This is a genomic window from Streptomyces sp. SCSIO ZS0520 (assembly GCF_025643355.1).
Classification (GTDB): Bacteria; Actinomycetota; Actinomycetes; order Streptomycetales; family Streptomycetaceae; genus Streptomyces; species Streptomyces physcomitrii.
Map to the genome: position 1 here is coordinate 7,863,603 of NZ_CP092644.1, position 23,395 is coordinate 7,886,997.

The 23,395-nt window shown below is 71.3% G+C and carries 8 protein-coding genes and 1 pseudogene; 5 read left to right on the plus strand and 4 right to left on the minus strand.

Features of this window, described 5'->3' with window-relative positions; all coding sequences use genetic code 11:
* Positions 1 to 100: 100 nt before the first annotated feature.
* From rfbB to MID12_RS32060, 4 genes and pseudogenes are all read right to left on the minus strand, one after another.
* Positions 101 to 1,075, minus strand: a complete 975-nt coding sequence (gene rfbB / locus MID12_RS32045; RefSeq protein ID WP_040255774.1) for a dTDP-glucose 4,6-dehydratase — start codon at positions 1,073 to 1,075, stop codon at positions 101 to 103.
* A 30-nt stretch (positions 1,076 to 1,105) separates the two neighbouring features.
* A complete protein-coding gene (rfbA, locus tag MID12_RS32050) occupies positions 1,106 to 1,978 on the minus strand; it encodes a glucose-1-phosphate thymidylyltransferase RfbA (RefSeq protein WP_263172747.1) in 873 nt (290 codons plus the stop codon).
* A 128-nt stretch (positions 1,979 to 2,106) separates the two neighbouring features.
* Positions 2,107 to 2,298 (minus strand): annotated as a pseudogene (locus tag MID12_RS32055) (response regulator transcription factor); the annotation flags it as partial.
* Between the two features lie 280 nt (positions 2,299 to 2,578).
* Positions 2,579 to 6,157: an AAA family ATPase gene (locus MID12_RS32060; RefSeq protein WP_263172750.1), complete on the minus strand. Its 3,579-nt coding sequence runs from the start codon at positions 6,155 to 6,157 to the stop codon at positions 2,579 to 2,581.
* A 1,704-nt stretch (positions 6,158 to 7,861) separates the two neighbouring features.
* Between MID12_RS32060 and MID12_RS32065 the strand changes: the two genes are divergently transcribed.
* From MID12_RS32065 to MID12_RS32085, 5 genes are all read left to right on the plus strand, one after another.
* A complete protein-coding gene (locus MID12_RS32065; RefSeq protein ID WP_040245980.1) occupies positions 7,862 to 8,437 on the plus strand; it encodes a PadR family transcriptional regulator in 576 nt (191 codons plus the stop codon).
* The gene (locus MID12_RS32070; RefSeq protein WP_263163958.1) at positions 8,430 to 9,005 is read left to right on the plus strand and encodes a transcriptional regulator; all 576 of its coding nucleotides are present in this window, start codon (positions 8,430 to 8,432) and stop codon (positions 9,003 to 9,005) included. The genes MID12_RS32065 and MID12_RS32070 overlap by 8 nt, the downstream gene beginning before the upstream one ends.
* Positions 9,002 to 10,561 carry a helix-turn-helix domain-containing protein gene (locus MID12_RS32075; protein ID WP_263163956.1) on the plus strand — a complete coding sequence of 520 codons (1,560 nt, stop codon included), beginning with the start codon at positions 9,002 to 9,004 and terminating at the stop codon, positions 10,559 to 10,561. The genes MID12_RS32070 and MID12_RS32075 overlap by 4 nt, the downstream gene beginning before the upstream one ends.
* A 1,296-nt stretch (positions 10,562 to 11,857) precedes the next feature.
* A complete protein-coding gene (locus tag MID12_RS32080) occupies positions 11,858 to 20,443 on the plus strand; it encodes a non-ribosomal peptide synthetase (protein WP_263172753.1) in 8,586 nt (2,861 codons plus the stop codon).
* Positions 20,440 to 23,364 carry a thioester reductase domain-containing protein gene (locus MID12_RS32085; protein ID WP_263163951.1) on the plus strand — a complete coding sequence of 975 codons (2,925 nt, stop codon included), beginning with the start codon at positions 20,440 to 20,442 and terminating at the stop codon, positions 23,362 to 23,364. The genes MID12_RS32080 and MID12_RS32085 overlap by 4 nt, the downstream gene beginning before the upstream one ends.
* Positions 23,365 to 23,395 lie beyond the last annotated feature (31 nt).

The window sequence follows — 23,395 nt, forward strand, 5'->3', positions numbered from 1 at the left end:
AACCAGCGCCCGGCGGCGTGAACCACCCCTAACCGGAGGCACCCCTATCCGCTGGTTAGGGGTGGTGTCCGGGGGTGTTCAGGCAGGGTAGGGAAGAGCGTCAGCCCTTCTTGAGCGGCTCCCACCAACCGCGGTGCTCGCGATACCACTTCGCGGTCTCGGCCAGGCCTTGGGCGAAGGGGACGGCGGGCCGGTAGCCGAGTTCGCCGGAGATTTTCGTGATGTCCACCGAGTAGCGGCGGTCGTGCCCTTTCCGGTCGGTGACCTGCTCGACCATCGACCAGTCCGCTCCGGAGATGCCGAGCAGCTGCCGGGTGAGTTCCCGGTTGGTCAGCTCGGTGCCGCCGCCGATGTTGTACACCTCGCCGGGCATGCCTTTCTCGGCGACCAGCGCGATACCGCGGCAGTGGTCGTCCACATGCAGCCAGTCGCGCATGTTCCCGCCGTCTCCGTAGAGGGGGACGCGGCGGCCGTCCATGAGATGCGTGAGGAAAAGCGGAATGACTTTCTCGGGGTGCTGGTAGGGCCCGTAGTTGTTGGAGCAGCGGGTGATGCAGACCGGCAGGCCGTGGGTGCGGTGGAAGGCGCGGGCGAGCAGGTCGGAGGAGGCTTTGGACGCGGAATAGGGGGAGTTGGGCTCCAGCGGGCAGTCCTCGGTCCACGATCCGCTGTCGATGGATCCGTAGACCTCGTCCGTGGAGACATGCACGAATTTTTCCACCCCGGCGCCCGTGGCCGCGCTCAGGAGGGTGTGGGTGCCGAGCACATTGGTCGTGACGAATTCCTCGGACCCCGAGATGGACCGGTCCACATGTGATTCCGCGGCGAAATGGACCACGAGCGCGGTGCCACGCAGCAGGTCTTCCATCAGGGGGCGGTCGCAGATGTCGCCGTGCACGAACGTCAGCCGCCCGCTGTCGGCGACCTCGGCGAGATTGTCCAAGTGGCCCGCGTAGGTGAGCTTGTCGACCACGATGACCTCGGCATCCGCCCAGGCCGGGTAGGCACCTGTCAGTGTCTGCCGGACGAAGTGGGAGCCGATGAAGCCCGCGCCGCCGGTCACAACTATGCGCACTGGACCATCCTTCTGGTGAATTCGTGCCTGCTAGTGGCTCTTGATCGCGATGTCCATCAGGTACTGCCCGTAGTCGGTCTTGCCGAGTTGCTCGCCGAGTCGGAGGCAGGCTTCCGCGTCGATATAGCCCATACGGAAGGCGATCTCCTCCAGGCAGGCGATCCGCACTCCCTGGCGCTGTTCGAGGACCTGTACGTACTGGCCCGCCTGGAGCAGGGAATCGTGGGTGCCGGTGTCGAGCCAGGCGAAACCCCGGCCGAGGCTGATGAGTTTGGCCTTCTTGCGTTCCAGATAGACCCGGTTGACGTCGGTGATCTCCAGTTCACCGCGGGCCGAGGGCCGCACGTTCTTGGCGATGTCGATGACCTCGTTGTCGTACAGGTAGAGGCCGGTGATCGCCAGATTAGATTTGGGGGCGCTCGGTTTCTCCTCCAGGGAGACGAGTCTGCCGTCGGCGTCCATCTCGCCGACGCCGTACCGCTCGGGATCCTTGACCGGATAGCCGAAGAGCACGCAGCCGTCGACCCGGCTCGCCTCGTCGTGCAGCATCTTGGAGAAGCCGGGACCGTGGAAGATGTTGTCGCCCAGCACGAGCGCCACCGGGTCGTTCCCGGTGAATTCGGCGCCGATGAGGAATGCCTCGGCGATACCGTTCGCCTCCGCCTGCTCGGCGTACTCGATCGACAGGCCGAGATGGCTGCCGTCACCGAGGAGGGAACGGAAGAGTCCCACATGGTCCGGGGAGGAGATGATCAGGATTTCCCGGATGCCGCCGAGCATGAGCGCCGACAGCGGATAGTAGATCATGGGTTTGTTGTAGACGGGGAGTATCTGCTTGGAGACCGCATGCGTCAAAGGATGCAGGCGTGTGCCACTGCCTCCCGCGAGGACTATGCCCTTCATGCGGCGAGAAGCTAGCAACGTATCCGGCCCGAATCCCGGATCCGCCACCGCGATAGGGGGGATCGCAGGGGGTTTGCGGTGCAGGGGTGGCCCCTATTGCTTACCCCTGTGATGTTTGTTTGTGCCGTTTATGCGGTTTTGTTGGTGTGGGGGTGGAGTGCGGTGGGGAGTTGGTGGCGGTTTTGGATGTGGAGTTTGCGGTAGATGCGGGTGAGGTGTTGTTCGACGGTGCTGATGGTGATGTAGAGGGTGGCGGCTATTTCGCGGTTGGTGTGGCCGTGGGTGGCGAGGGTGGCGACGCGGGTTTCGGATTCGCTGAGTTTGGTGGTGGGGGTGGGGGGTTGGTGGGGTGGGTGGGGTGTTGGGGGGGGTGATGGTGGGTCGGGTGCCGCAGCAGGGCATGCCGGTGGGGGGGTGGGGTGGGTTTTGTAGTCCTGGTTGGGTGGGTGACGCGGTGTGGTGGGTCCGCCGGGTGGTGGGTGGTGGGCGGTTCATTGGTTTTTGCAGAAATGGTTCGGTGGTTTTCGGTCCCATTTGTTTCTGTTCCATTTCTTCTGACTCGCATCGTGGTTGACTTGTTGTTTGCTGAACACTGGATATTTAGCTGGTGTGGGGGTGCGTGGATGTTGGTGGCGAAGTTCTTCGGCCGCCGCATTCTTGGCGATGTGGCCAGGCGCGGAGGGTGAGGGTGGTGGCGCGGGTGGGGTCGGTGTGGGGGGTGTGGGCGAGGTCGTTGAGGGCGCGGGCGAGTTCGAGGCGGTCGCCTGAGCGTTGGAGTTCTTCGATGGCTTGGGTGAGGAGGCGGGTTTTTTTGTCGGGGGTGTTGGTGTGGGCGAGGAGGCGGAGGGTGGTGCCTTTGACGCGGGCGTCGGTGTTGTTTTTGGTGAGTTGTTCGGTGAGGAGGGTGGTGGCTTTGTCGTGTTCGCCGAGGTGGAGCCAGGCTTCGGCGGCGTCGGTGCGCCAGGGGAGGAGGGCGGGTTCGTCCATGTCCCAGCGTTGGGCGAGTTTGCCGGTCATGAGGAGTTCGCCGAGGGCGGCGTTGGTGCGGCCGGTGGCGAGGTAGTAGCGGCCGCGGGCGCGGGTGTAGGCGAGGGCGTAGACGCTGCGGAAGAGGGCGTCGGGGACGGGGTGGCTGAGGTGGCGGGCGGCGGTGTCGTATTTGCCCATGGCGGTGTAGGCGAGGATCTGGTGGGCGAGGGGGCCGCCGATGAAGACGCTGCCGTCGCGGCCGGGTACGGCTTCCAGTGCGGTGCGGGCGTAGGAGGCGGATTCGGTGAGGTTGCCCAGGCGCAGGGCGGTCTCCGCGCGGAGGGAGGCGAAGACGGCGCGCCAGCCGGGGGCGCGGCGGCGGCGGGATTCGTCGATGAGGGCGTCGCACCAGGGGGCGGCTTTGTCGGGGCGGCCGGCGAACAGGAGGGTGTTGACGGCTGTGACGAGGGGTTCGAAGGTCGCGTCGGTCAGGGGGGAGACCTCGAGGACTTTCTCCGCGGCGGCGAGGGGGGATTCCTCTTGTTGTCCGGTGCCGAAGAAGCCGCTGAAGACCGCGGTGATCGAGGACAGGGAGCCCTTCTTTGCCCGCGTCCGCCCACCCGGCGACGGGGCTCCGCGCCCGCCCGGTGAGGTGTTCGCGCCCGGCGAGGTCCCGCGCCCGCCCGGTGTGCCGCTCGTGCCGGGTGAGGTCCCGTGCATGCCCGGTGTGCTGCTCGTGCCGGGTGGGGTCCCGTGCATGCCCTGAGGGGTGTTTGTGCCCCGCGGGGTCCCGTGTCGGCCCGGTGTGCTGCTCGTGCCGGGCGAGGTGTTCGTGCTCCGCGCGGTCCCGTGCCCGCTCTGCGGGGTTCCGTGCGTGCCTGGCGATGGGGCTTTGCGCCCGTTCGGTGAGGTGTTCGTGTCCGGCGAGTTCCCGTGCCCGCCGTGCGAGGTCCCGTGCATGCCCGGCGAGGTCGTGCGCCCGCCGTGCGAGGTGGTGCGCTCGCCGTGAGGGGTCTCGTGTGTACCCGGTGTGCCGCTGTTCGTGTTCTGCGGGGCGTCGTGCGTTCCTGGTGTGCTGCTGTTCGTGCCGGGTGGGGGAGTGGAGTTGCCCGGCGGGGCTCCGTGCACACCCGGCGAGGTGTTCGTGTCCGGCCAGGTTTCGTGCATGCCCGGTGGGGTGCTGCTCATGCCCGGTGCGGCGGTGGGGGTGCCCGGTGAGGTCTCGTGCATGCCGGGTGAGGTGTTTGCCTCCGGCCAGGCTTCGTGCGCATCGGGTGTGCTGCTGTGGGTGCTGGGTGGGGTGGTGTGGGGTGTGGGTGGTTGTGGGTGGGGTGTGTGTTGGGCCCAGCGGGTGGTCATGCGGAATTGGGAGAGGACTGAGGTGTTGGTGTGGGGGGTGGTGGGGTGGATGTGGCCCAGTGCGCTGCGGGCTTCTTCGATGCGGCCGTGGGCGAGGAGGAGTTCGCCGAGTCTGGCGATGTGGGTGGGGGGGAGGGTTCCGGAGCGGAGGGCGGCGAGGGGTTCTTCGAGGAGGCGTTCGGAGGCGGAGGGGTTGAGGCGCCACATGATTCCGGCGATGCCCAGGCGTAGTCCGGCTTGTTCTTCGGGGTCGTTGCTGGCGGTGCAGGCGAGTTCGAGGCAGGCGACGGCGAGTTTGGCTTCGTCTTCGGCGAGGGCTTGTTGGGCGGCGTCTCGTAGGAGGGGGATGGCCCAGGGTTGTTCGGCGTCTTGGGCGGCCAGGAGGTGGCGGGCGACGCTGAGGGTGGAGGCGCCGTTTTGGTGGAGCAGGGTGGCGGCGCGTCGGTTGAGGTCCAGGCGTTGGTCGTCGTCCATGTTCTCCAGGACGGTTGCTTGGACGGCGGGGTGGCGGAAGGCGAGGTTTTTCAGGAGTCCGGCGGTTTCGAGTGCGGTGAGGGCGCGGGTGGTGGCGGCGGGTCCGGTTTTGAGGAGGCGGGCCAGGAGTTCGGGGGAGGTGCCGGTGCCCAGGACGGAGATGCCGGCGGCGATCTGGGAGACGGTGCGGCCGCTGCGGTAGATGCAGGTGAGGACGGCTTGCAGGAACATGTCGCCGACCACCGGCTCGACCCGGCCTCCCGCGCCGCTGCCCCGGCTTCCCGCGGCGCCGCTTCTGCCTGCCGCGGCGCTGCTCCGGCCGCGAGCACCACTGCCCGCAGCGCCGCCCGCACCACTGCCCGCGGTGCCGCCGGTGGTGGTGCTGCCCGCAGTGCTTCCCGCAGTGCTGCTGGTGGTGGTGTCCGTGGTGGTGCTGGTGGTGGTGTCTGTGGCACGGCTTGTGGCGGTGCTTGGGGTGGGGGTGGTGCGGTAGTCGTCGATGAGTGCGCGGAGCAGGAGGGGGTTGCCGCCGCTGATGTCGTGCCAGGTGCATGACAGGTGTAAGGGGGAGGGCAGGCCGAGGCGGGTGGTCAGGCCGCGGGCGGTTTCCTCGGCTGTCAGGCGTTCGACGCGCAGGCGTTGGAAGTTGGGCCGGCGTAGGAGTTCGGTGGTGAAGACGGCGTCTTTGTGGTCGGTGTCGGTGGCCTGGGCGAAGACCAGCAGGAGTTTGGCGGTGGGGGCGCTGCCGGCGAGGTAGAGCAGGTATTGCAGGGAGACCGCGTCCACGGAGTGGAGTTCGTCGATGCAGATGACGACTGGTTCGCGGGCGGCGAGTTCGATCAGTGCCGCGCGGAACTCGCGGGCGCCGGGCAGGTGGGCGCAGGCGGCCGGGGGGTTGTTCTCGCCGTGTCCCGGTGCGGGAGGCAGGGTGTCGGCGGGGTCGGGGCCCAGGGCGCGGCGCAGTCGTTCGGCGCTGGCTTTGGGCAGGCGGGGTGAGTCGATCAGCTGGCGCAGTGTGCCCAGTGCGGTGCGGTCGGCGCAGGAGCCGTAGGCCTTGAGGACCAGCGCGCCCGCTTTGGCGGTGTGCGCGGTGACGGCGTCCAGGGCGTGGGTCTTGCCGCAGCCGACGGCCCCTTCGACGAGGACGACGCCCACCTCGCCCTGCAGCGTGCGGGAGAACACCCTCCTCAGTTTTTCGAAGTGCGCATCGAATTGTTTGGCCCCGGCAAATGAAAACACTGCTGTCCGCACCCCCCGAAATACGACGCGGGAAAATGTCCGCGAAGGCTCATGCTTCCCGGGTAAGCTATACGCCCCCCGGCCGGTGCCACCAGAGCCGCCGGTAAAAACATAATTAACTGGCCGATAATTTTGCATAAAAAGCGCCCGGCCGTCGCCCCGGAGGAGTTGCGGCCGGGCTGCGCCTGTGCACCCGTATCGAAAGTCACAAAAGTGCTGCCGAGGCCACGTCACCCCCGCTCACCAGGCCTCTCGCCAATGAGGGCCAGCATACACGAAACCCCCAAGAGGGAAACCGTGTGCAATGCGCGTTCTCGCGCGGGGCCGATGCCGCACGACTATCGCCAGAGATTTCCGGACTCCCGCATTCCGGGCACTTGTTTGCCCGTTTTGTTTATCGATGCGTTTCTTGCATGCGTTATCGGCGATAACAGCGGAGATTTGCCGGGAATTCCTCGGCATAACACTGTCGGTGTATGTGGGAGGCGTTGACCGGGGTGGTGGCCGGAATTGAGCGCCGCTCACCTTTCGGGCACGTCGCCTCGCGGGCCCCGATGCCGGTGCCCCTTCCCTTTCCAAGACGCACGCACCCCCGGCCTGGTTGCCCCACCCCGGCAATGCGATTCCCCCCCGCCGGCGGGGGGTCGTCCGGCCCGGACCGGAGGAGCGGTCGCCCCGCCGGGGGACGCGAGGCCCGCCCGAGGGTGCGGTCGTCCCACCGGGGTCGTCCTGCCCGGCGGTGCGGTCGGCGGTCCGGTTGGCGGTGCGGTTGGCCCGCCCGGGGGTGCGGTCGTCCCACCGGGGGGCGTTCTGCCCGGCGGTGCGGTCGGCGGTGCGGTCGGCGGTGCGGTTGGCCCGCCCGGGGGTGCGGTCGTCCCACCGGGGGGCGTTCTGCCCGGCGGTGCGGTCGGCGGTGCGGTCGGCGGTGCGGTTGGCCCGCCCGGGGGTGCGGTCGTCCCACCGGGGGGCGTTCTGCCCGGCGGTGCGGTCGGCGGTGCGGTTGGCCCGCCCGGGGTGTGGTTGGCCTGTCGGGAAGTGCGGTCGTCCTGCCCGGGGTGCGGTCGCCCCGCCCGGGGGTGCCCTGCCCGGAGGTGTGGCTGCCCTGCCCTGGTATGCGGCTGTCCTGCCGGAGGGTGTCCTGCCCGGGGTGCGGTCGTCCCGCTCGGGACGCAGTTGCCCCGCCGAGGGGGCGGTTGCCCCACCGAGGCGCGGTCGTCCTGCCGGGAGCCCTGCCTGACGGTGCAATTGGCGTGGCCGTCTGCTCGGCAGTGCGGTTGTTCTGCCGGGGGGGGGCTGCCCGAGGGGGTGATCGCCCTGCCCAACGGCTCGGTTGCCTCACCGGGTGTGCGGTTGGCCTGCCTGGAGGTGTGGTCGTCCTGCCGGAGGTCGGCGTGCCTCGGGGTGCGCGGTCGTCCCTGCCGGGGCTGTCCGCCCGAGGACGCGGTCGTCCTGCCCGGGGGTGCGGTCGTCCTGCCCGGAGGTGCGGTCGGCCCTGCCGGGGCACGCGGTCATCCCGCCCCGGGGCGGTTGGCCCCGCCGGAGGACGCGGTTGCCCCGCCCGGGTGTGCGGCCGCCCCCCGGAGGCCGCCTTGCCCGGCGGCGCAGTCGGCCCCGCCGGGTGCGCGGCCGCCCTGCCGGAGGCCGTCCTGCCCGGCGGTGCGCTCGTCCCCCGCCTGGGGAGGTGGCCGTCCGCCCCGGGCGTGTGAGCGCCCCATCCGGGGTGTGGTCGGGGCTCTGCCCGGGGGTGGGGTCGTCCCTGCTCGGGGGTGTGGTCGTCCTGTCCGGGGGTGTGGTTGTGGTGGGGCGCCGGGGGGTGTGGGGTGCGGGGGTAGGGTCGGGTGTATGGCCCTGCGCAACGCGATCCTCGCCGCGCTCGCCGACGGCGAGTTCTCCGGTTACGACCTGGCCAAGTCCTTTGACGCCGCGGTGGCGAACTTCTGGAGTGCCACGCCTCAGCAGCTCTACCGTGAACTCGAGCGGCTGGATGCCCAGGGGCTGGTCCGGGCCCGTCTCGTCGAGCAGCAGCGGCGTCCCAACAAGCGCCTGTTCTCCCTCACCGACGCCGGTCGCGCGGCGCTGCGGGAGTTCACCGCCCGCGCGCCCAGGCCCACTGCGATCCGTGATGAGCTGCTGGTCCAGGTCGAGGCGGTGGACCTCGGTGACACGGCGGGTGTCCGCAGCCATCTCCAGGCCAGGCTCGCGGCGGCGAGGGGCAAGCTGCAGGACTACGAGCGCTCGCGTGCCCGTCTCCTGGACGGGCGTACGGAGGAGGAGTACCTCGCGGGTGAACGCCGGCTCGGCCCGTATCTGACGCTGGCGCGGGGGCTGGCCTTCGAGCGGGAGAACATCCGCTGGTACGGGTTCGCTCTGCGCGCGCTCGCCGACCGGCACCGTGTCCGGGGGGCGGCCGATGCCTGAACGCAGCCTGGAGTTCGGGAAGTTCGGTGCCCGCGGTATCAAGGGCGGCGAGGCGATCGCCCGCCAGCTCGACCGGCTCGCCGGGGGGATCACCTCCCCGGTGACCACCCGCCGCGGTCTGCTCGCCCGCCTGAACTACCTCACCAGGAGCCCCCGTGCCCGCCGCGCGGCCCGCGCGGCCGGGCTCACCGTCACCGACCGCACCCTCAAGGCCTGGCAGGACGGCACACGCAGCCCCTCCCCGCGGAACCTGCGGCGTGTCGAGGACGCCTACCGGCAGGTCCGCCGCCGCAACGTGGCCCGGCATCTGCTGGCCCGCCTCAACCGGGGCGGGCGCGGCACCCGGGTGGAGATCCACCCCCTCGACCAGTCCCAGGTCGTACGCCCCCACCAGCGCGTCCTCGAATACCGGACGATGAACGTGCGCCGCTGGGAGAACCTCGTCGGCGCCTGGGCGGACGGCGACACGGCCGCCCTCGACGAGCACTGGGTCGGCGAGTACCTCAGCGACCTCGGCTCCCAGTGGGGCAGCTACGAGTACGTGACGAACATCGGCTTCGCCGCGTGAACGCCCGCCCCGACGGCGAGTTCGGCGCGATCGACGCGCTCCTGGCCCGCTCCGGACCCAAGGCGCCGCTGCCGCCCCCCGCTAGGCGCGCGGCCCTGCGCGAGGCCCTGAACCTGTCCAAGACCGAACTCGCCCGCACCCTGGGCGTGAGCGCGGCCACCGTCCGCGCCTGGGAACAGGGCCGCGACCCCGAAGGCAGCACCCGCGAGAAGTACGCCTACTTCCTCGACGCCGCCCGCGACAGACTCGCCGCACTCACCCCCACCACCCCCCTCCACGACACCCCCACCCAACCCGACCCCGCCCAACCCGAATCCGAACTCGCCCACCCCGGCCCCGCCCAACCCGGCGGTGGCGAGGGCGAGTTGGGTACGGCGCGGCCCTGCGTGCTGTGCGGGGGACCGGCCCGCCACCAGGTCGAGGGCTTCCCCCAGCACCTCACCCCCGAGGAATGCACCACCCCCGCACCCTCCGCCACCCCCGCACCACCCGCGCCCGAATCGCCCGCGCCCGCCCCCGCCCCCGGTCGTTCGCCGCGTCCCGTTCGTGGTGCGCAGCCGCTGGTGGCGCGTGGGCGGCGTGCCGAGGGGCCGGGGCAGGTGCCGGATCTGGTCGCCGACGCGGTCCGTACGGCGCTGCTGCAGCACGGCGGTGATCCGGAGGCCGCCACCGCGGCTCTGGTCAAGAAGGCGATCCCGGACGCGATGGCCCTGCTCGACCACTGCCGTATCGGCGGCCGCTACGACGTGATCGCCCACCCCCCGCTGCCCGAGATCCTGCGCCCGCAAAAGGCCCGCGGCGCCGACCTGATCTGGGAGGCCCGCCCCAAATGGACCCGCCCCTGGCTCCCGCCGGGCCGCCACGAGGTGTCCGCCCTCGACCTCAACGGCGCCTACCTGTCCGCCCTGAAGACCCACCTCCCCCTCGGCCGCCTCGAACACCACACCGGCCCCGCCCACGACCGGCGCCGCGCCGGCGTCCACCTGATCACCCCGCCCGACTGGCACCACGACGACGTCCTGCCCCACCCCCTGGGACAACGCGACGAACCCGGCCCCCTGTGGGTCACCGAACCCACCCTGCGCCTGCTGCTGCGCCTGTCCGGCCCCCGCCACTCACTGTGCGAGGCACCCGTGATCCACGAGTCCTTCACCTCCGGCGCCAGCGAGGGCCTCCTGGAGAAGTTCCGCCTCACCCTCAAAGACGCCCGCGACCGCGCCCTGGCCGCCGACGACACGGTGACCCTGGAATACGTCAAGGCCATGTACGCCAAGTTCGTCGCCACCATGGGCACCTCGCACTACAACCGCGAGCTGTACCGGCCGGACTGGATGCACCTGATCCGCTCCCAGGCCTTCGCCAACCTGTGGCTCAAGGCCTTCAGAGCCCACGAGTCGGGACTGCTCGTGATCCGCGCGATGGGCACCGACGAACTCCACGTCGCCGGCGACTGGCGCCGCGTCTTCACCGAGGGCCGCGCCCTGAGCGAGGTGAAGGTCAAAGACACCTACCCCCTCGGCGACGACCACCCCCCCACCCCCACAACCGACCCATAAGCCAGACCCCCAGCACCCCTCGGGGCCATCCCCGGCACGTCCGGGCTCCAGCCTCCCGGGCCCCCGGCACCCCCGGGCCCCCAGCACACCCCGGGACACCCCCGGGCCTCCGGGCACCCGGGCCCCGGTCGACTCCCGCCACCCCGGCCCGGCAACACCCCGGCGCCCCCGGACAACTACCCAGCGCCCCGGTCACCTCCCCGGCGCTCTCCGGTCACCTCCCCGGCGCGCCCCGGCATTCCCGCTCAACTCCCCACCCCACCCCCTCCCATTCGATTACCCAAAGTCACTTCCTGTCGGCTCGGTGCGATCCCCGTACCCTCGCGGCCCGAATAGGGAAAGCCCGTACGCGAACTGGTTGCCGGAGAAAGGCCGGTGGTCATAAGCTGACCGCCTTGATGCAGATGCGAAACGGGGGCGCTATGCACATCGATCTCGGCCTGTGCGGCACGAAGCCGCACCGCAGGCGCGTGGATCCCGCACGAGAGCGGTACACGCACCGTCATCACGGGGAACTCCCTCTCGATACCGGGCCGCTTGCGCACGGGTAGCCGGTAGTGGCCGCGGCTTCGGCGCGGACCGGACAAATCCGCCTGGCGGGCAACGGTTTCGGTGAGCGGCCCAGCATGCCACTCATCAACCACACTTTCGGAATGGGCAATTCCTCTACGGTGTTCCGCACACCGTGCGACCGCCCACCCGCAGCAGGAGCCGCCACAGTCACCCGGAAGCCGCCCGGAAGCCGCCCGGAGGCCGCCGCACGGCGCTGACGTGCACGGACACCATCCCTCGGGCCGCGGTGTCCCACCCCTGACCGGGCGGCGGGATTCCCGCGGGGATTCCCGCAACACCTTCCCGCGGGGCCTTCCCGCGGCAGGGAAATCCCGCACCCGCCCGCACGGTTCTCCCGATGGGGTTTGACGTCACCGGCGCGGGTTGCTGAAGTAAGAGACACCGCGAAGTGACAGACGCGGTGAAGTAAGAGATGCCGTGAAGTGACAGACGCGGTGAAGTAGGAGACAGGGCAGGGTAATTGCCTCGGCCGGGTAATGCCCTGCCGGTGTCCGCCTCGGGACGGGGCGGCGGTAGTGGTGCACTGTCTGCACGAAGACGGGGGAGCGGGGGAGAGACCTTTTCCGGCAGGGAACGCGTATGTCGCGGCCGCCGGTTTCCTTTTGATTCAGCCGGGTGTGCACGGGTTCGACCGCCCGTGCCGTCCCGTCCTTTGACGTGCCGCATATTCCGCTGCCGTAATCCGGTGTGCGCTTCCTGCCATGCATGAGACGGAGAAATCTCGTGGACCACCCTGTCGGGCTTTTCCCACTGTCGGCGGCGCAGAAAGACGTATGGATCGCGCACCACCTCGACCCCGAGCAGAACCAGCACAACTGCGGCGGCTACATCGAACTGCGCGGCCCGCTCGACGAGCACCACCTCGCCGCGGCCGTCCGCCAGGCCCACACCGAGAGCCAGGCGTTGCGCGTACGGTTTTCCACCGACGCCGAGGACACCCCCTGGCAGCAGGTCGCCGACGACGCCCAAGCCCCCCTGGAGACACGGGACTTCAGCGGTGAGGACGACCCGCGCGCCGCCGCCGAGGACTGGGTCCGCGCCGACCTGGCCACCCCCGTCGACCTGCTGAAGGGCCCGCTGCTCACCCACACCCTGCTGCGGCTCGCCCCCGACCACGCCCTGTTCCACCTGCGCTACCACCACATCGTCCTCGACGGCTACGGCCAGATGCTGTACTGGCGCCGTATCGCCCACCTGTACACCGCACGCTGCCAGGGCACCGAGGCCACCGAGGCGATCGCCGCGAGTCTGGCCGACCTCCTCGACGAGGAGGACACCTACCGCCGCTCCGACGCCTACGACAGCGACCTGGCCTACTGGCGCCGGCAGAGCAAGGACTGGCCCGACCGCCTGAGCCTGGGCGATCCCCACGCCGGCACCACCGGCCCCGCCGCCCGCTACGGCGCACCGGCCGCGCTGCGGGGCCTCGGCGACCGGGCCGCCGCCTTCGGCACCCACTGGTCCGTCATCGCCCTCGCCGCGACTGCCGCCTACCTGCGCCGCCTCAGCCCCCACGACGACCTCGTCCTGGGTATGCCGGTACGGGCGCGCACCACCCGCGCCGCCCTGACCACCCCCGCCATGCTCGCCAACGTGCTGCCGCTGCGGCTGAGCGTGAGCACCGGGCAGAGCTTCGCCTCCCTCGTGGAGCAGGTCGCCGAACGCGTCGGTGAACTTCTGGCCCATCAGCGTCTGCGCGGTGAGGAACTGGCCCGCGAACTGCGCCGCACCCACGCGGTGGAGTCCGCCCCCGGCGTCGTCGTCAACGTCATCGGCTTCGACAACGCCCTCACCTTCGACACCCTCACCGGCACCGTCCACCAGCTGTCCGTCGGCCCGGTACGCGATCTGGCCCTCACCTTCTTCGGCGGCAGCGACGGCTCCCACCTGCGCCTCACCCTCGACGCCCACCCGGCCCTGCACGACGCGGGCGTCCTGGACGCCCACCGGGCACGCCTGACCGCCTTCCTCGACCGCCTCGCCGACACCGACACCGACCTCCAGTGCCCCCTCGGCGACCTCGACCTCCTGACCGGAGCCGAACGCACCGCCCTCGCCGCCGAGGCCCGCGCCCACCGGCGCGACTGGGACCTCGAGCGGCCTGTGCACGACCTGGTCCGCGCCCAGGCCGCCCGCACCCCCGACGCCCTCGCCGTCGAGAGCGCCGGCACCCGCCTGACCTACCGCGAACTGACCCAACGCACCCAGGCACTCGCCGCCGAACTGCGCGCCCGCGGCGTGCGGCGGGGCGACATCGTCGCCGTCTGCGACGAACGCTCCCCGGAACTGGTCGTCAGCCTCCTCGCGGTCCTCGAAACCGGTGCCGCCTACCTGCCGCTGGATCCCGAACTGCCCCGCGCCCGCCTGGAGTTCCAGCTCACCGACTCCGGCGCCCGGCACCTTGTGACCCGCACCACCCTCACCGACCGCCTCCCTGCCACCACCCTCCCCACCCTGAACGTGGACACCCTGCCGCCCACCCTCACCCCACCCACCGACCCCCCACCCACCGACCTCCCACCCACCGGCCCCGCACCCGACACCACCACCCCCGACACCACCGCAGCCGCAGCCGCTGTGGTGGGACCAGAGGACACCGCCTACGTCCTGTACACCTCCGGCTCCACCGGCCGCCCCAAGGCCGTCGCCGTCCCGCACCGCGGCGTCGTCAACCGGCTGCTGTGGATGCAGGACGCCTACCGGCTCACCCCCGACGACAAGGTCCTGCAGAAAACCCCCTTCACCTTCGATGTGTCGGTATGGGAGTTCTTCTGGCCGCTGCTGAACGGCGCCGTCCTGCACCTGGCCGCGCCCGGCGCCCACCGCGACCCGCGCGCCCTGGCCCGCACCATCGACGACCACGGCGTCACCACCGTCCACTTCGTGCCGTCCATGCTCGACCTCTTCCTCACCGAACCCGCCGCCGCCCCCCTGCCCACCCTGCGCCGCGTGGTGTGCAGCGGCGAGGCGCTGCGCCCCGAGACCGTCCACCGCTTCTTCGAACGCCACCACAGCCCCGGCACCCGCGGCCCCGACCTGTACAACCTCTACGGGCCCACCGAGGCGTCCATCGACGTCACCCACTGGCACGTGAGCCCCGCCGACGCCGCGGGCCCGGTGCCCATCGGCCGCCCGGTGGCCAACACCAGCCTGTACGTCCTGGACCCCGAGGGGCGGCCCCTGCCCCCCGGCACGGTCGGCGAACTCCACATCGGCGGCGTCCAGGTCGCCTCCGGCTACCTGCACCGCCCCGACCTGACCGCGGCGAGTTTCCTGCCCGACCCGTTCGGCCCCGGCACCCTCTACAAGACCGGCGATGCGGTTCTGCGCCGCACGGACGGCGTCCTCCTCTACCGCGGCCGCCTGGACGACCAGGTCAAGGTCAACGGCCTGCGCATCGAACCCGGCGAGATCGAATCCGCCCTCCTCGAGCACCCCCGCATCACCCAGGCCGTGGTCAGCGCACCCCAAGAAGCAGACGGCCGGCGCCAGTTGATCGCCCACCTGGTCCCCGACGGGCCCGCCCCCGATACCGGCGAACTCCTGGCCCTGCTGCGGCGCACCCTGCCCGCCCACATGACACCGGCGCACTTCGTCACCCTGGACGCCCTGCCGCTGCTGCCCAACGGCAAACTCGACCGCGCCGCCCTCCCCACCCCCACCACCGCCGCCACCGCCACCGACTCCGGCGTGGTGACGGCGCCCGCCACCGAGGCCGAACACCTCCTGCACCGGGCCTGGTGCACCGTCCTGGGCATCGCACAGGCCGACGTCGACGCCTCCTTCTTCGCCCTCGGCGGCGACTCCATGCACGCCATCCGCGTCCGCGCCGAAACCGAACGAGGCGGCCACACCTTCACCGTCGCCGACCTCCTGCAGGGCCCCTCCATCCGCGAACTCGCCACACACCTGCGCCCCCTGGAACCCCCCGCCACCGCGGGTCCCGGTGCGCCGTTCGCGCTGCTCACCGACGCCGACCGGGCCCTGCTGCCCGACGGCCTCGACGACGCCTACCCCCTCAGCGCCATGCAGACCGGCATGCTCTACCACGCCGCCCTGGCCGAGGACTCCTCCGTCTACCGCGTGGTCACCAGCGTCCGTATCAGCCGCCCCCTGGACCTCGACGCCCTGACCGCCGCCGTCGCCGACACCGTGCGCCGCCACCCCTCACTGCGCTGCTCCTTCGACCTCGCCCGCTACAGCGAGCCCTTGCAGCTGGTCCACCACCAGGTCCGCGTCCCCGTCGAACGGGGCGAAGACCTCACCGACCTGAGCGAGAGCGACCGCCGCGGCGCCCTGCGCGCCTGGGTCGAACGCGCCAAGTTCACCCGCTTCGACACCGCGCACGCCCCCCTGCTGAAGTTCACCGCCCACCCCTGCACCCCCACCTCCTTCGAGCTGTCCGTGATCGAGCACCACGTCGTCCTCGACGGCTGGAGCGACATGCGCATGCTCGAGGAGATCACCGCCCACTACGCCGCCCGCCTGACCGGCACCCCTCTCGCCCTGCCCGAAGTGCCCTCCACCTACCGGGACTTCGTCGCCGCCGAACGCCGCGCCCTGGCCGACGACACCTCCCGCGCCTACTGGGCCGACCTTCTGCACGGCGCCGAACCCACCCACCTCCCCACCCCCGCCACCGGCACCGAAACCGGCACCAGCACCACCGGCACCAGCACCGATACCGATACCGATACCGGCACCAGCACCAGCACCGGCACCGATACCGAGACCGGCACCGGCACCGGCACCGGCACCGATACCAGCACCGATACCAGCACCGGTTCCGGCACCGGTGCCGGTTCGGGGTCGGCCCTCCACCGCCGCTACGACATCCCCGTGGCCCCGCACACCGCCCGCGCCCTGACCGTTCTGGCGCGCCGGGAGGGCCTGCCCCTCAAGGCCCTCCTGACCGCCGCCCATCTGGCCGTCCTGCGTCTGGCGAGCGGCGACGACGAGGTCCTGACCGGTGTCGTCGCCAACGCCCGCCTGGAGGAGGCCGGCGGCGACGAGACCATCGGTGTCTTCCTCAACACCCTGCCGCTGCGCCTGGACCTCTCCCGGGCCACGCTCGCCGAGACCGCCCGCCTGGTCTTCGCCCACGAACGCGCCTCGGCCCCCCACCGCCGCTACCCCTTCGCCCAGATGCAGCAGGACACCGGCGAAAGCCTCCGCCTGGACAGCTACGTCAACTTCATGGACTTCCACGCCGCGGGCGACCGTGGTGAGCGGGTTCCCATGACGGTCACGGCCGGGATCGCCGAGACGAACTACCCCCTGGCCGCGAACTTCCTCATCGACCCCGACGACAGCACCCTGACCCTCTGGCTCGACTGCGACCTCGCCGCCCTGCCCGAAGACCTGTGCACCCGCCTGCCCGGCTACTACCAGCGCGCCCTTACCGCCGTCGCCGAACACAGCGAACTCCCGCTCGTGGAAGCCGACCTGATGGACGAGGCCGAACACGCCCGGCTGGCCCGCTTCAACGACACCGCCCTCGCCTACGACCACCGCACCACCGTCCACGAGCAGTTCGCCCACCAGGCCCGCACCCGCCCCGAGGCGATCGCGCTGGTCCACCGCCACACCCAGCTCACCTACGGCGAACTCGACGCGCGCGCCAACCGCCTCGCCCACCACCTGCGCGCCCACCGCATCGGCCCCGGCGACCTGGTCGGCGTCAGCCTGCGCCGCGGCCCCGATCTGGTCACCGCCCTGCTCGCGGTCCTCAAGACCGGCGCCGCCTACGTCCCCCTGGACCCCTCCTTCCCCACCGGCCGCCTGGAGCACATCGCCACCGACGCCCGTATCGCCTGCCTCCTCAAAGGCCCCGGCACCCCCGACACCCTCACCGCCGCGCACGTCATCGACCTCACCCGCGACGCCGACCTCCTGCACACCCATCCCGCCACCGCACCCGACACCCCGGTCACCGGCGAGGACACCGCCTACGTCATCTACACCTCCGGCTCCACCGGCACCCCCAAGGGCACCGCCCTGCGCCACCGCAACGCCCTCAACTTCTTCGCCGGCATGGACCAGCGCATCGGCTGCACCCCGCACGACACCGTCCTCGCGGTCACCAGCGTCTCCTTCGACATCTCCGTGACCGAACTGCTGTGGCCGCTCACCCACGGCGCCAAAGTCGTCATCGCCGGTGAACGCCTCACCGCCAACCTCACCCCCCGCAGCGACACCCCCCAGCGGCCGACCGCCTTCAGCCTGTTCTTCTTCGCCGCCTCCGCCGGCGCCTCCACCCAGGACGGCTACCGGCTGGTGCTGGAGGCGGCACGCTTCGCCGACCGGCACGGCTTCGAGGCCGTGTGGACGCCCGAACGCCACTTCCACGCCTTCGGCGGCCTCTACCCCAACCCCTCGGTGCTCTCCGCCGCCCTGGCCACCGCCACCGAACGCATCGCCCTGCGCTGCGGCAGCGTGGTGGCCCCCCTGCACGACACCCTCCGCATCGCCGAGGAATGGTCCCTGGTCGACAACCTCTCCGGCGGCCGCACCGGACTGGCCTTCGCCGCGGGCTGGAACTCCAACGACTTCGTCCTGCGCCCCGCCAACTTCGCCGACCGCAAAGACATCATGAGCGCCCAGCTGGAGGAGTTCCGCCGCCTGTGGCGCGGCCAGAGCATCACCCGCACCGGCGGCAGCGGCCAGGACGTCGAGGTCACCCTCTTCCCCGCCCCCGTCCAGGCCGAGCCGCCGATCTGGCTCACCTCGGTGGGCACCCTGGCCACCTTCCGCAAGGCCGGCGCCTCCGGGGCCAACCTGCTCACCCACCTGTTCGGGCAGTCCACCGCCGAACTCGCCGAGAAGATCGACACCTACCGCACGGCCCGCGCCGAAGCCGGCCACCAGGGGCCCGGCCAGGTCACCGTCATGGTCCACACCTTCCTGTCCGACGACACCGAAGACGCCCGCCGCCGAGCCCGCGACCCCTTCCGCGCCTACCTGCGCAGCTCCACCGAACTGTGGCGCACCCTGTTCACCGCCACCGGCAAGGACCTGCCCGAGATGGGCGCCGAGGAGCAGATCGACGCCGTCATCGACCTGGCCATCGACCGCTACTTCGAGACCTCCGGCCTCTTCGGCTCCCCGGACACCTGCGCCGACCTCGTACGCGACCTGTCCGCCGCGGGCGTCGACGAGATCGCCTGCCTCGTCGACTTCGGCCTGGAGACCGACGCCGTCCTGGAGAGCCTCACCTGGGTCGACGTGCTGCGCGACCAGCACGCCGAGGAGAGCGCCGACAGCGCCCACAGCCTCACCGAACTGTGCGCCCGCCACGACATCACCCTCCTGCAGGGCACCCCCTCCCTGCTGGCCGCCATCGCCGCCGAACCCGCCGCCTTGAGCGCGCTGGCCGGCCTGCGCGCCCTCCTCGTCGGCGGCGAAGCCTTCCCGCCCGGCCTGGCCCGGCGCCTGACCGACGCGCTGCCCGCCACCCGCCTGTTCAACATGTACGGGCCCACCGAGACCACCATCTGGTCCACCGTCCACGCCCTGGACGCCGCCCGTGACACCGCCACCGTCCCCATCGGCCGGCCCCTCGCCAACACCGAGGCCCGCGTCGTCGACGAACGCGGCCGCCAACTGCCCGTCGGCGTCAGCGGCGAGCTGTGGATCGGCGGCGACGGCGTGGCCGCCGGCTACCTGCACCGCCCCGAACTGACCGCCGAACGCTTCGTCACCGCCCCCGGCACACGGCGTCGCTTCTACCGCACCGGCGACCGCGTCAGCCGCCGCCCGGACGGCAGCCTGGAATTCCTCGGCCGCGTCGACCGCCAGGTCAAGATCCTCGGCCACCGGGTGGAGCCCGACGAGGTCGAAAGCGTCCTGTCCCGCCACCCCGGCCTGGACGCCGTCGCCGTCACCGCCGTCGAAGCCGCCCACGGCACCGAACTCGTCGCCTACGTCTCACCCGCCGGCTCCCGCACCGACACCGCCGTCCAGGACGCCCACGTCCAGCACTGGGGCGAGGTGTGGGAAAGCGCCTACACCACCCCCCACCACAACGGCGACAGCGACAGCGACAGCGACAACGACAGCGACGGCGGCGGCGACGGTGAGGGGGGTGAGGGGGCGGCGTTCGCGGGCTGGCTCTCCAGCTACACCGGCGAGGCCATCCCGCTGCCCGAGATGCGCCAGTGGCTCGCCCACACCGTCGAGGCGATCCGCGCCCTGAAGCCCACCGCGCTGGCCGACATCGGCGTCGGCCAGGGACTGGTCCTGCGCTCCCTGGCCGGCGAGGTCGCGGCCTACCACGGCGTCGACCTGTCACCCACCGCGCTCACCGCCGCCGCCGCGAGCCTGGGCCACCCCCTGCCCGAGCACGTCACCCTGCACCGCTCGGGCCCCGAATACCTGGCCACGCTCGCCCCGCACAGCCTGGACACCGTCGTCATCAACTCGGTCGCCCAGTACTTCCCCTCCACCGACTACCTGCGCACCGTCCTCACCGACGCCCTGCGGGCCCTGGCCCCCGGCGGCGCCGTCTTCCTCGGCGATGTCCGCTCCGTGGAGATGCTTCCCGCCTTCCACACCGCCGTCCAGCTCCACCGCGCCACCCCGCTGCAGAGCGCCGGGGAACTACGCGCCCAGATCGCCTGGCACCTGGGGGAGGAGCGGGAACTGTGCCTGTCCCCGGCCTTCTTCCACCACCTCGCCGAAGAACTCGGCGAGATCACCGAGGTCCGCATCGAACTCAAACGCGGCACCTACCACAACGAACTCTCCCTCTTCCGCTACGACGTCACCCTCCTGACCGGCCCCCGCCCCCCGGCCGCCCCGGCCCGGCAGACGACCTGGCAGGACTGCGAGCGCGACCTCGAGGTCCTGCGCACCCGCCTGGCCGCGGCCTCCGGCCCCCTGCTCGTGCGCGGCATCCCCAACAGCCGCCTGGCCCCGCTGACGGCGGCCGCCGGCGCCCTGGCCGAACTCGACGAGGCCGCCACCGCCTGGGACCTGGACCGCCTGCTGTGGGAACGCGAACACGAGGCCGGCCTGAACCCCGAGGACCTGCACACCCTCGCCGCCCAGTACGCGATGACGGTGCGCACCCTGGTGCCCGACCACGGCCACCTCGACACCTTCGACGCCCACTTCACCCCCGCCACCCCCGCCCACCCGGCAGACCCGGCAGCCCCGGCAGACCAGTCCACCCGCCCCGCAGACCCCGCCCACCCGGCAGCCCCGGCAGAGCAGTCCGCCCCGGCAGCCCCGGCAGCCCCGGCGGATCGGACAGCCCCGGCAGACCGGGCGGATCACCGTGGCCCCGCAGACGAAAAGGACCAGGCATGAGCACCCACCGCCCCCTGGCCAACGACCCGCTCACCTCCGCCTGGGCGGCGGGCCTGCGCTCCTCCCTGCGCGCCTTCGCCCGCACCCACCTGCCCGAGGCGATGGTCCCCGCCCACTTCATGGTCCTGCCCGACCTGCCCCACCTGCCCAACGGCAAAGTCGACCGCGCGGCCCTGCCGGCACTGAGCGCCGACACCAGCCCCGAACGCGCCTACCTCGCCCCCCGCACCCCCGTGGAAAAACACCTCGCCCGGATCTGGCAGGACCTGCTCGGCCTGCCCCAAGTCGGCGTCGAGACCAGCTTCTTCGACCTCGGCGGCGACTCCCTGACCGTGCTGCAGATGGCCGCCCAGATCCGCGAGAGCTACGACATCCGCCTCGACCTGCGGCGCATGTTCGAAGACCCCACCGTCGCCCGGCTCGCCCGCATGATCGGCTCCCAGGCCGACCCCGCCGTCACCGGCGCCGGCAACCCCCGCGGCATCGACGCCGAGGCCATGCGCGCCGACGCCGTCCTGCCCCCCGACATCACCCCCCACCCAGAGGCCCTGCCCGCCACCCAAGGCCCCTTCCACCACATCCTGCTGACCGGCGGCACCGGCTACACCGGCGCGTTCCTGCTGCGTGAACTCCTGGACCGCACCCCCGCCACCGCCACCGTCCACGTCCTGGTCCGCGCCCAGACCCCCCGCCAGGCCACCGACCGCGTCCGCGCCAACCTCGCCGAATACGGGCTGCTCACCGACACCGACATGGACCGCGTCGCCGCCGTCCCCGGCGACACCGGCCGCCCCTACCTCGGCCTGACCAAGGACACCTACCTGCGCCTGGCCGCCGACACCGAACTCGTCATCCACAACGCGGCCGTCTCCAGCTGGATCGTGCCCTACCCCCAGCTCAAACCCGTCAACGTCTTCGGCGCCCTGGAAGTCCTGCGCCTGGCCTGCCGCACCCGTATCAAGGCCGTCCACTTCGTGTCCACCATCGGCGTCTACCCCGGCCACCCCGGTGAGCGGACCTGGCACGAGGAGGCGCTCACCGAGAGCGCGCACGTCGTCGGCGGCTACCGCCAGTCCAAATGGGTCGCCGACACCCTCATGCTCCAGGCCCGCGAGCGCGGCATCCCCACCCACGTCCACCGCCTCGGCGCCGTCACCGGCTCCCAGAAGAGCGGCGCCTGCTCACCCGACACCTTCATCAACCACCTCATCAAGGGCTGCATCCAGCTCGGCGCCTACCTCGACCTCGACCTGCTCCTCGACCTGGTCCCCGTCGACCACTGCGCCGCCGCCGTATCCCACATCGCGCTGAGCGCCCGAAGCGAACACGCCGTCTTCAACCTGCCCAGCGCCCGCCCCACCGCCATGAACGACATCTTCGAACTCATCACCGCCTACGGCTACCGGCTGCGCCGCCTGGACTACCGCAGCTGGTACCGGGAACTGGCCGCCGCCGTCGAACGCGGCGAGGACAACGAACTGGCCCGCTACCTCCCCCTGTTCGGCACCGACCAGCCCGCCGAGGAAGTCGGCTACCAGGGCAGCAGGCCCGCCTTCACCACCACCCACCTCGACGCCGCCCTCGAGGGCACCGGCATCCGCCCCCACCCCGTCGACCGTGAACTGTTCGACCTCTACCTCGACCACTTCGTCGCCACCGGCTTCCTGCCCTCACCCGACGAGGCCGCCGCCCGCCACCTGCGGCCCACCACCGTGGAGACACCCACCATGACCACCACCCCGGCCCCGGTTTTCCCGCTGCCGCGCACCCACCCCCTCGACCCGCCCCCCGCCTACCGCGAACTGGCCGCCGAACAACCGGTGTTCCAGGTCCGCACCCCGCGCGGCGAACACGTCTGGCTCGTCACCCGCCACGAGGACGCCCGCACCGTCCTGACCGACCTGCGCTTCAGCTCCGACCCCAAGACCCCCGGATACCCCTCCTACATCTCCGGCGACACCCCCATCCCGCCCGGCTTCTTCCTCAACCAGGACGCCCCCGACCACACCCGCCTGCGGCGCCTGGTCACCCGCGAATTCCTGATCACCCAGATGGAAGCCAAACGGCCCCGCATGAAGGCCATCCTCGACGACCTCCTTGCGGCCATGGCCGCCCGCGGCACCACCGCCGACCTGGTCCGCGACCTCGCCTTCCCGATGGCCGCCACCGTCATGTGCGAACTCCTGGACGTCCCCTACGAGGACCACCACATCTTCGTCACCCTCACCGACACCATCCTGGACCGCAGCAGCACCCCCGCCCAGGCCGAGGGCGCCGCCCGCGAACTCATGGCCTACTTCGACAAGGTCGTCACCGCCCGCGAACAGCAGCCCACCGACGACATGCTCGGCCGCCTCGTCGCCCAGGAAGAGGCCGGCAAGCTCTCCCACGACGAATTCGTGGGCCTGGCGGCCCTGTTGATGCTCTCCGGCTACGACACCATGGCCCAGATGATCGGCCTGGGCACCGCCACCCTCCTCGAACACCCCGAACAGCTCGCCGCCCTGCGCGCCGACCCGGCCCTGTATCCGCAGGCCGTCGAGGAACTGCTGCGCTACCTGTCCATCAACCACGCGGGCCTGCCCCGGGCCGCCACCGAGGACCTCACCCTGGCCGGCACACGGATCAGCAAGGGCGACGGCCTCCTGGTGATGATCAACGCCGCCAACCGCGACGCCGCCGTCTTCACCGAGCCCGACACCTTCGACATCCACCGCCCGGACCCGCAGTCCCACGTCGCCTTCGGCCACGGCTTCCACAAATGCATCGGACTGACCCTGGCCCGCGTCGAGTTGAGCACCGTCTTCGCCGGACTCTTCGAGAAGTTCCCCACCCTCCAGCCGGCCGCCCCCCTCGAAGAGCTGCCCTTCCGCCACGACATGGTGCTCTACGGAGTACGCGCACTGCCCGTCACCTGGTAACCCGCGCGCCCGCCGAGCCCGTACTCACACC

What these genes read in the sequence shown, in the direction of transcription:
- rfbA (WP_263172747.1), bottom strand. Translation starts at nt 1,978, where the DNA reads ATGAAGGGCATAGTCCTCGCGGGAGGCAGTGGCACACGCCTGCATCCT.
- MID12_RS32060 (WP_263172750.1), bottom strand. Translation starts at nt 6,157, where the DNA reads ATGCAAAATTATCGGCCAGTTAATTATGTTTTTACCGGCGGCTCTGGT.
- MID12_RS32065 (WP_040245980.1), top strand. Translation starts at nt 7,862, where the DNA reads ATGGCCCTGCGCAACGCGATCCTCGCCGCGCTCGCCGACGGCGAGTTC.
- MID12_RS32070 (WP_263163958.1), top strand. Translation starts at nt 8,430, where the DNA reads ATGCCTGAACGCAGCCTGGAGTTCGGGAAGTTCGGTGCCCGCGGTATC.
- MID12_RS32085 (WP_263163951.1), top strand. Translation starts at nt 20,440, where the DNA reads ATGAGCACCCACCGCCCCCTGGCCAACGACCCGCTCACCTCCGCCTGG.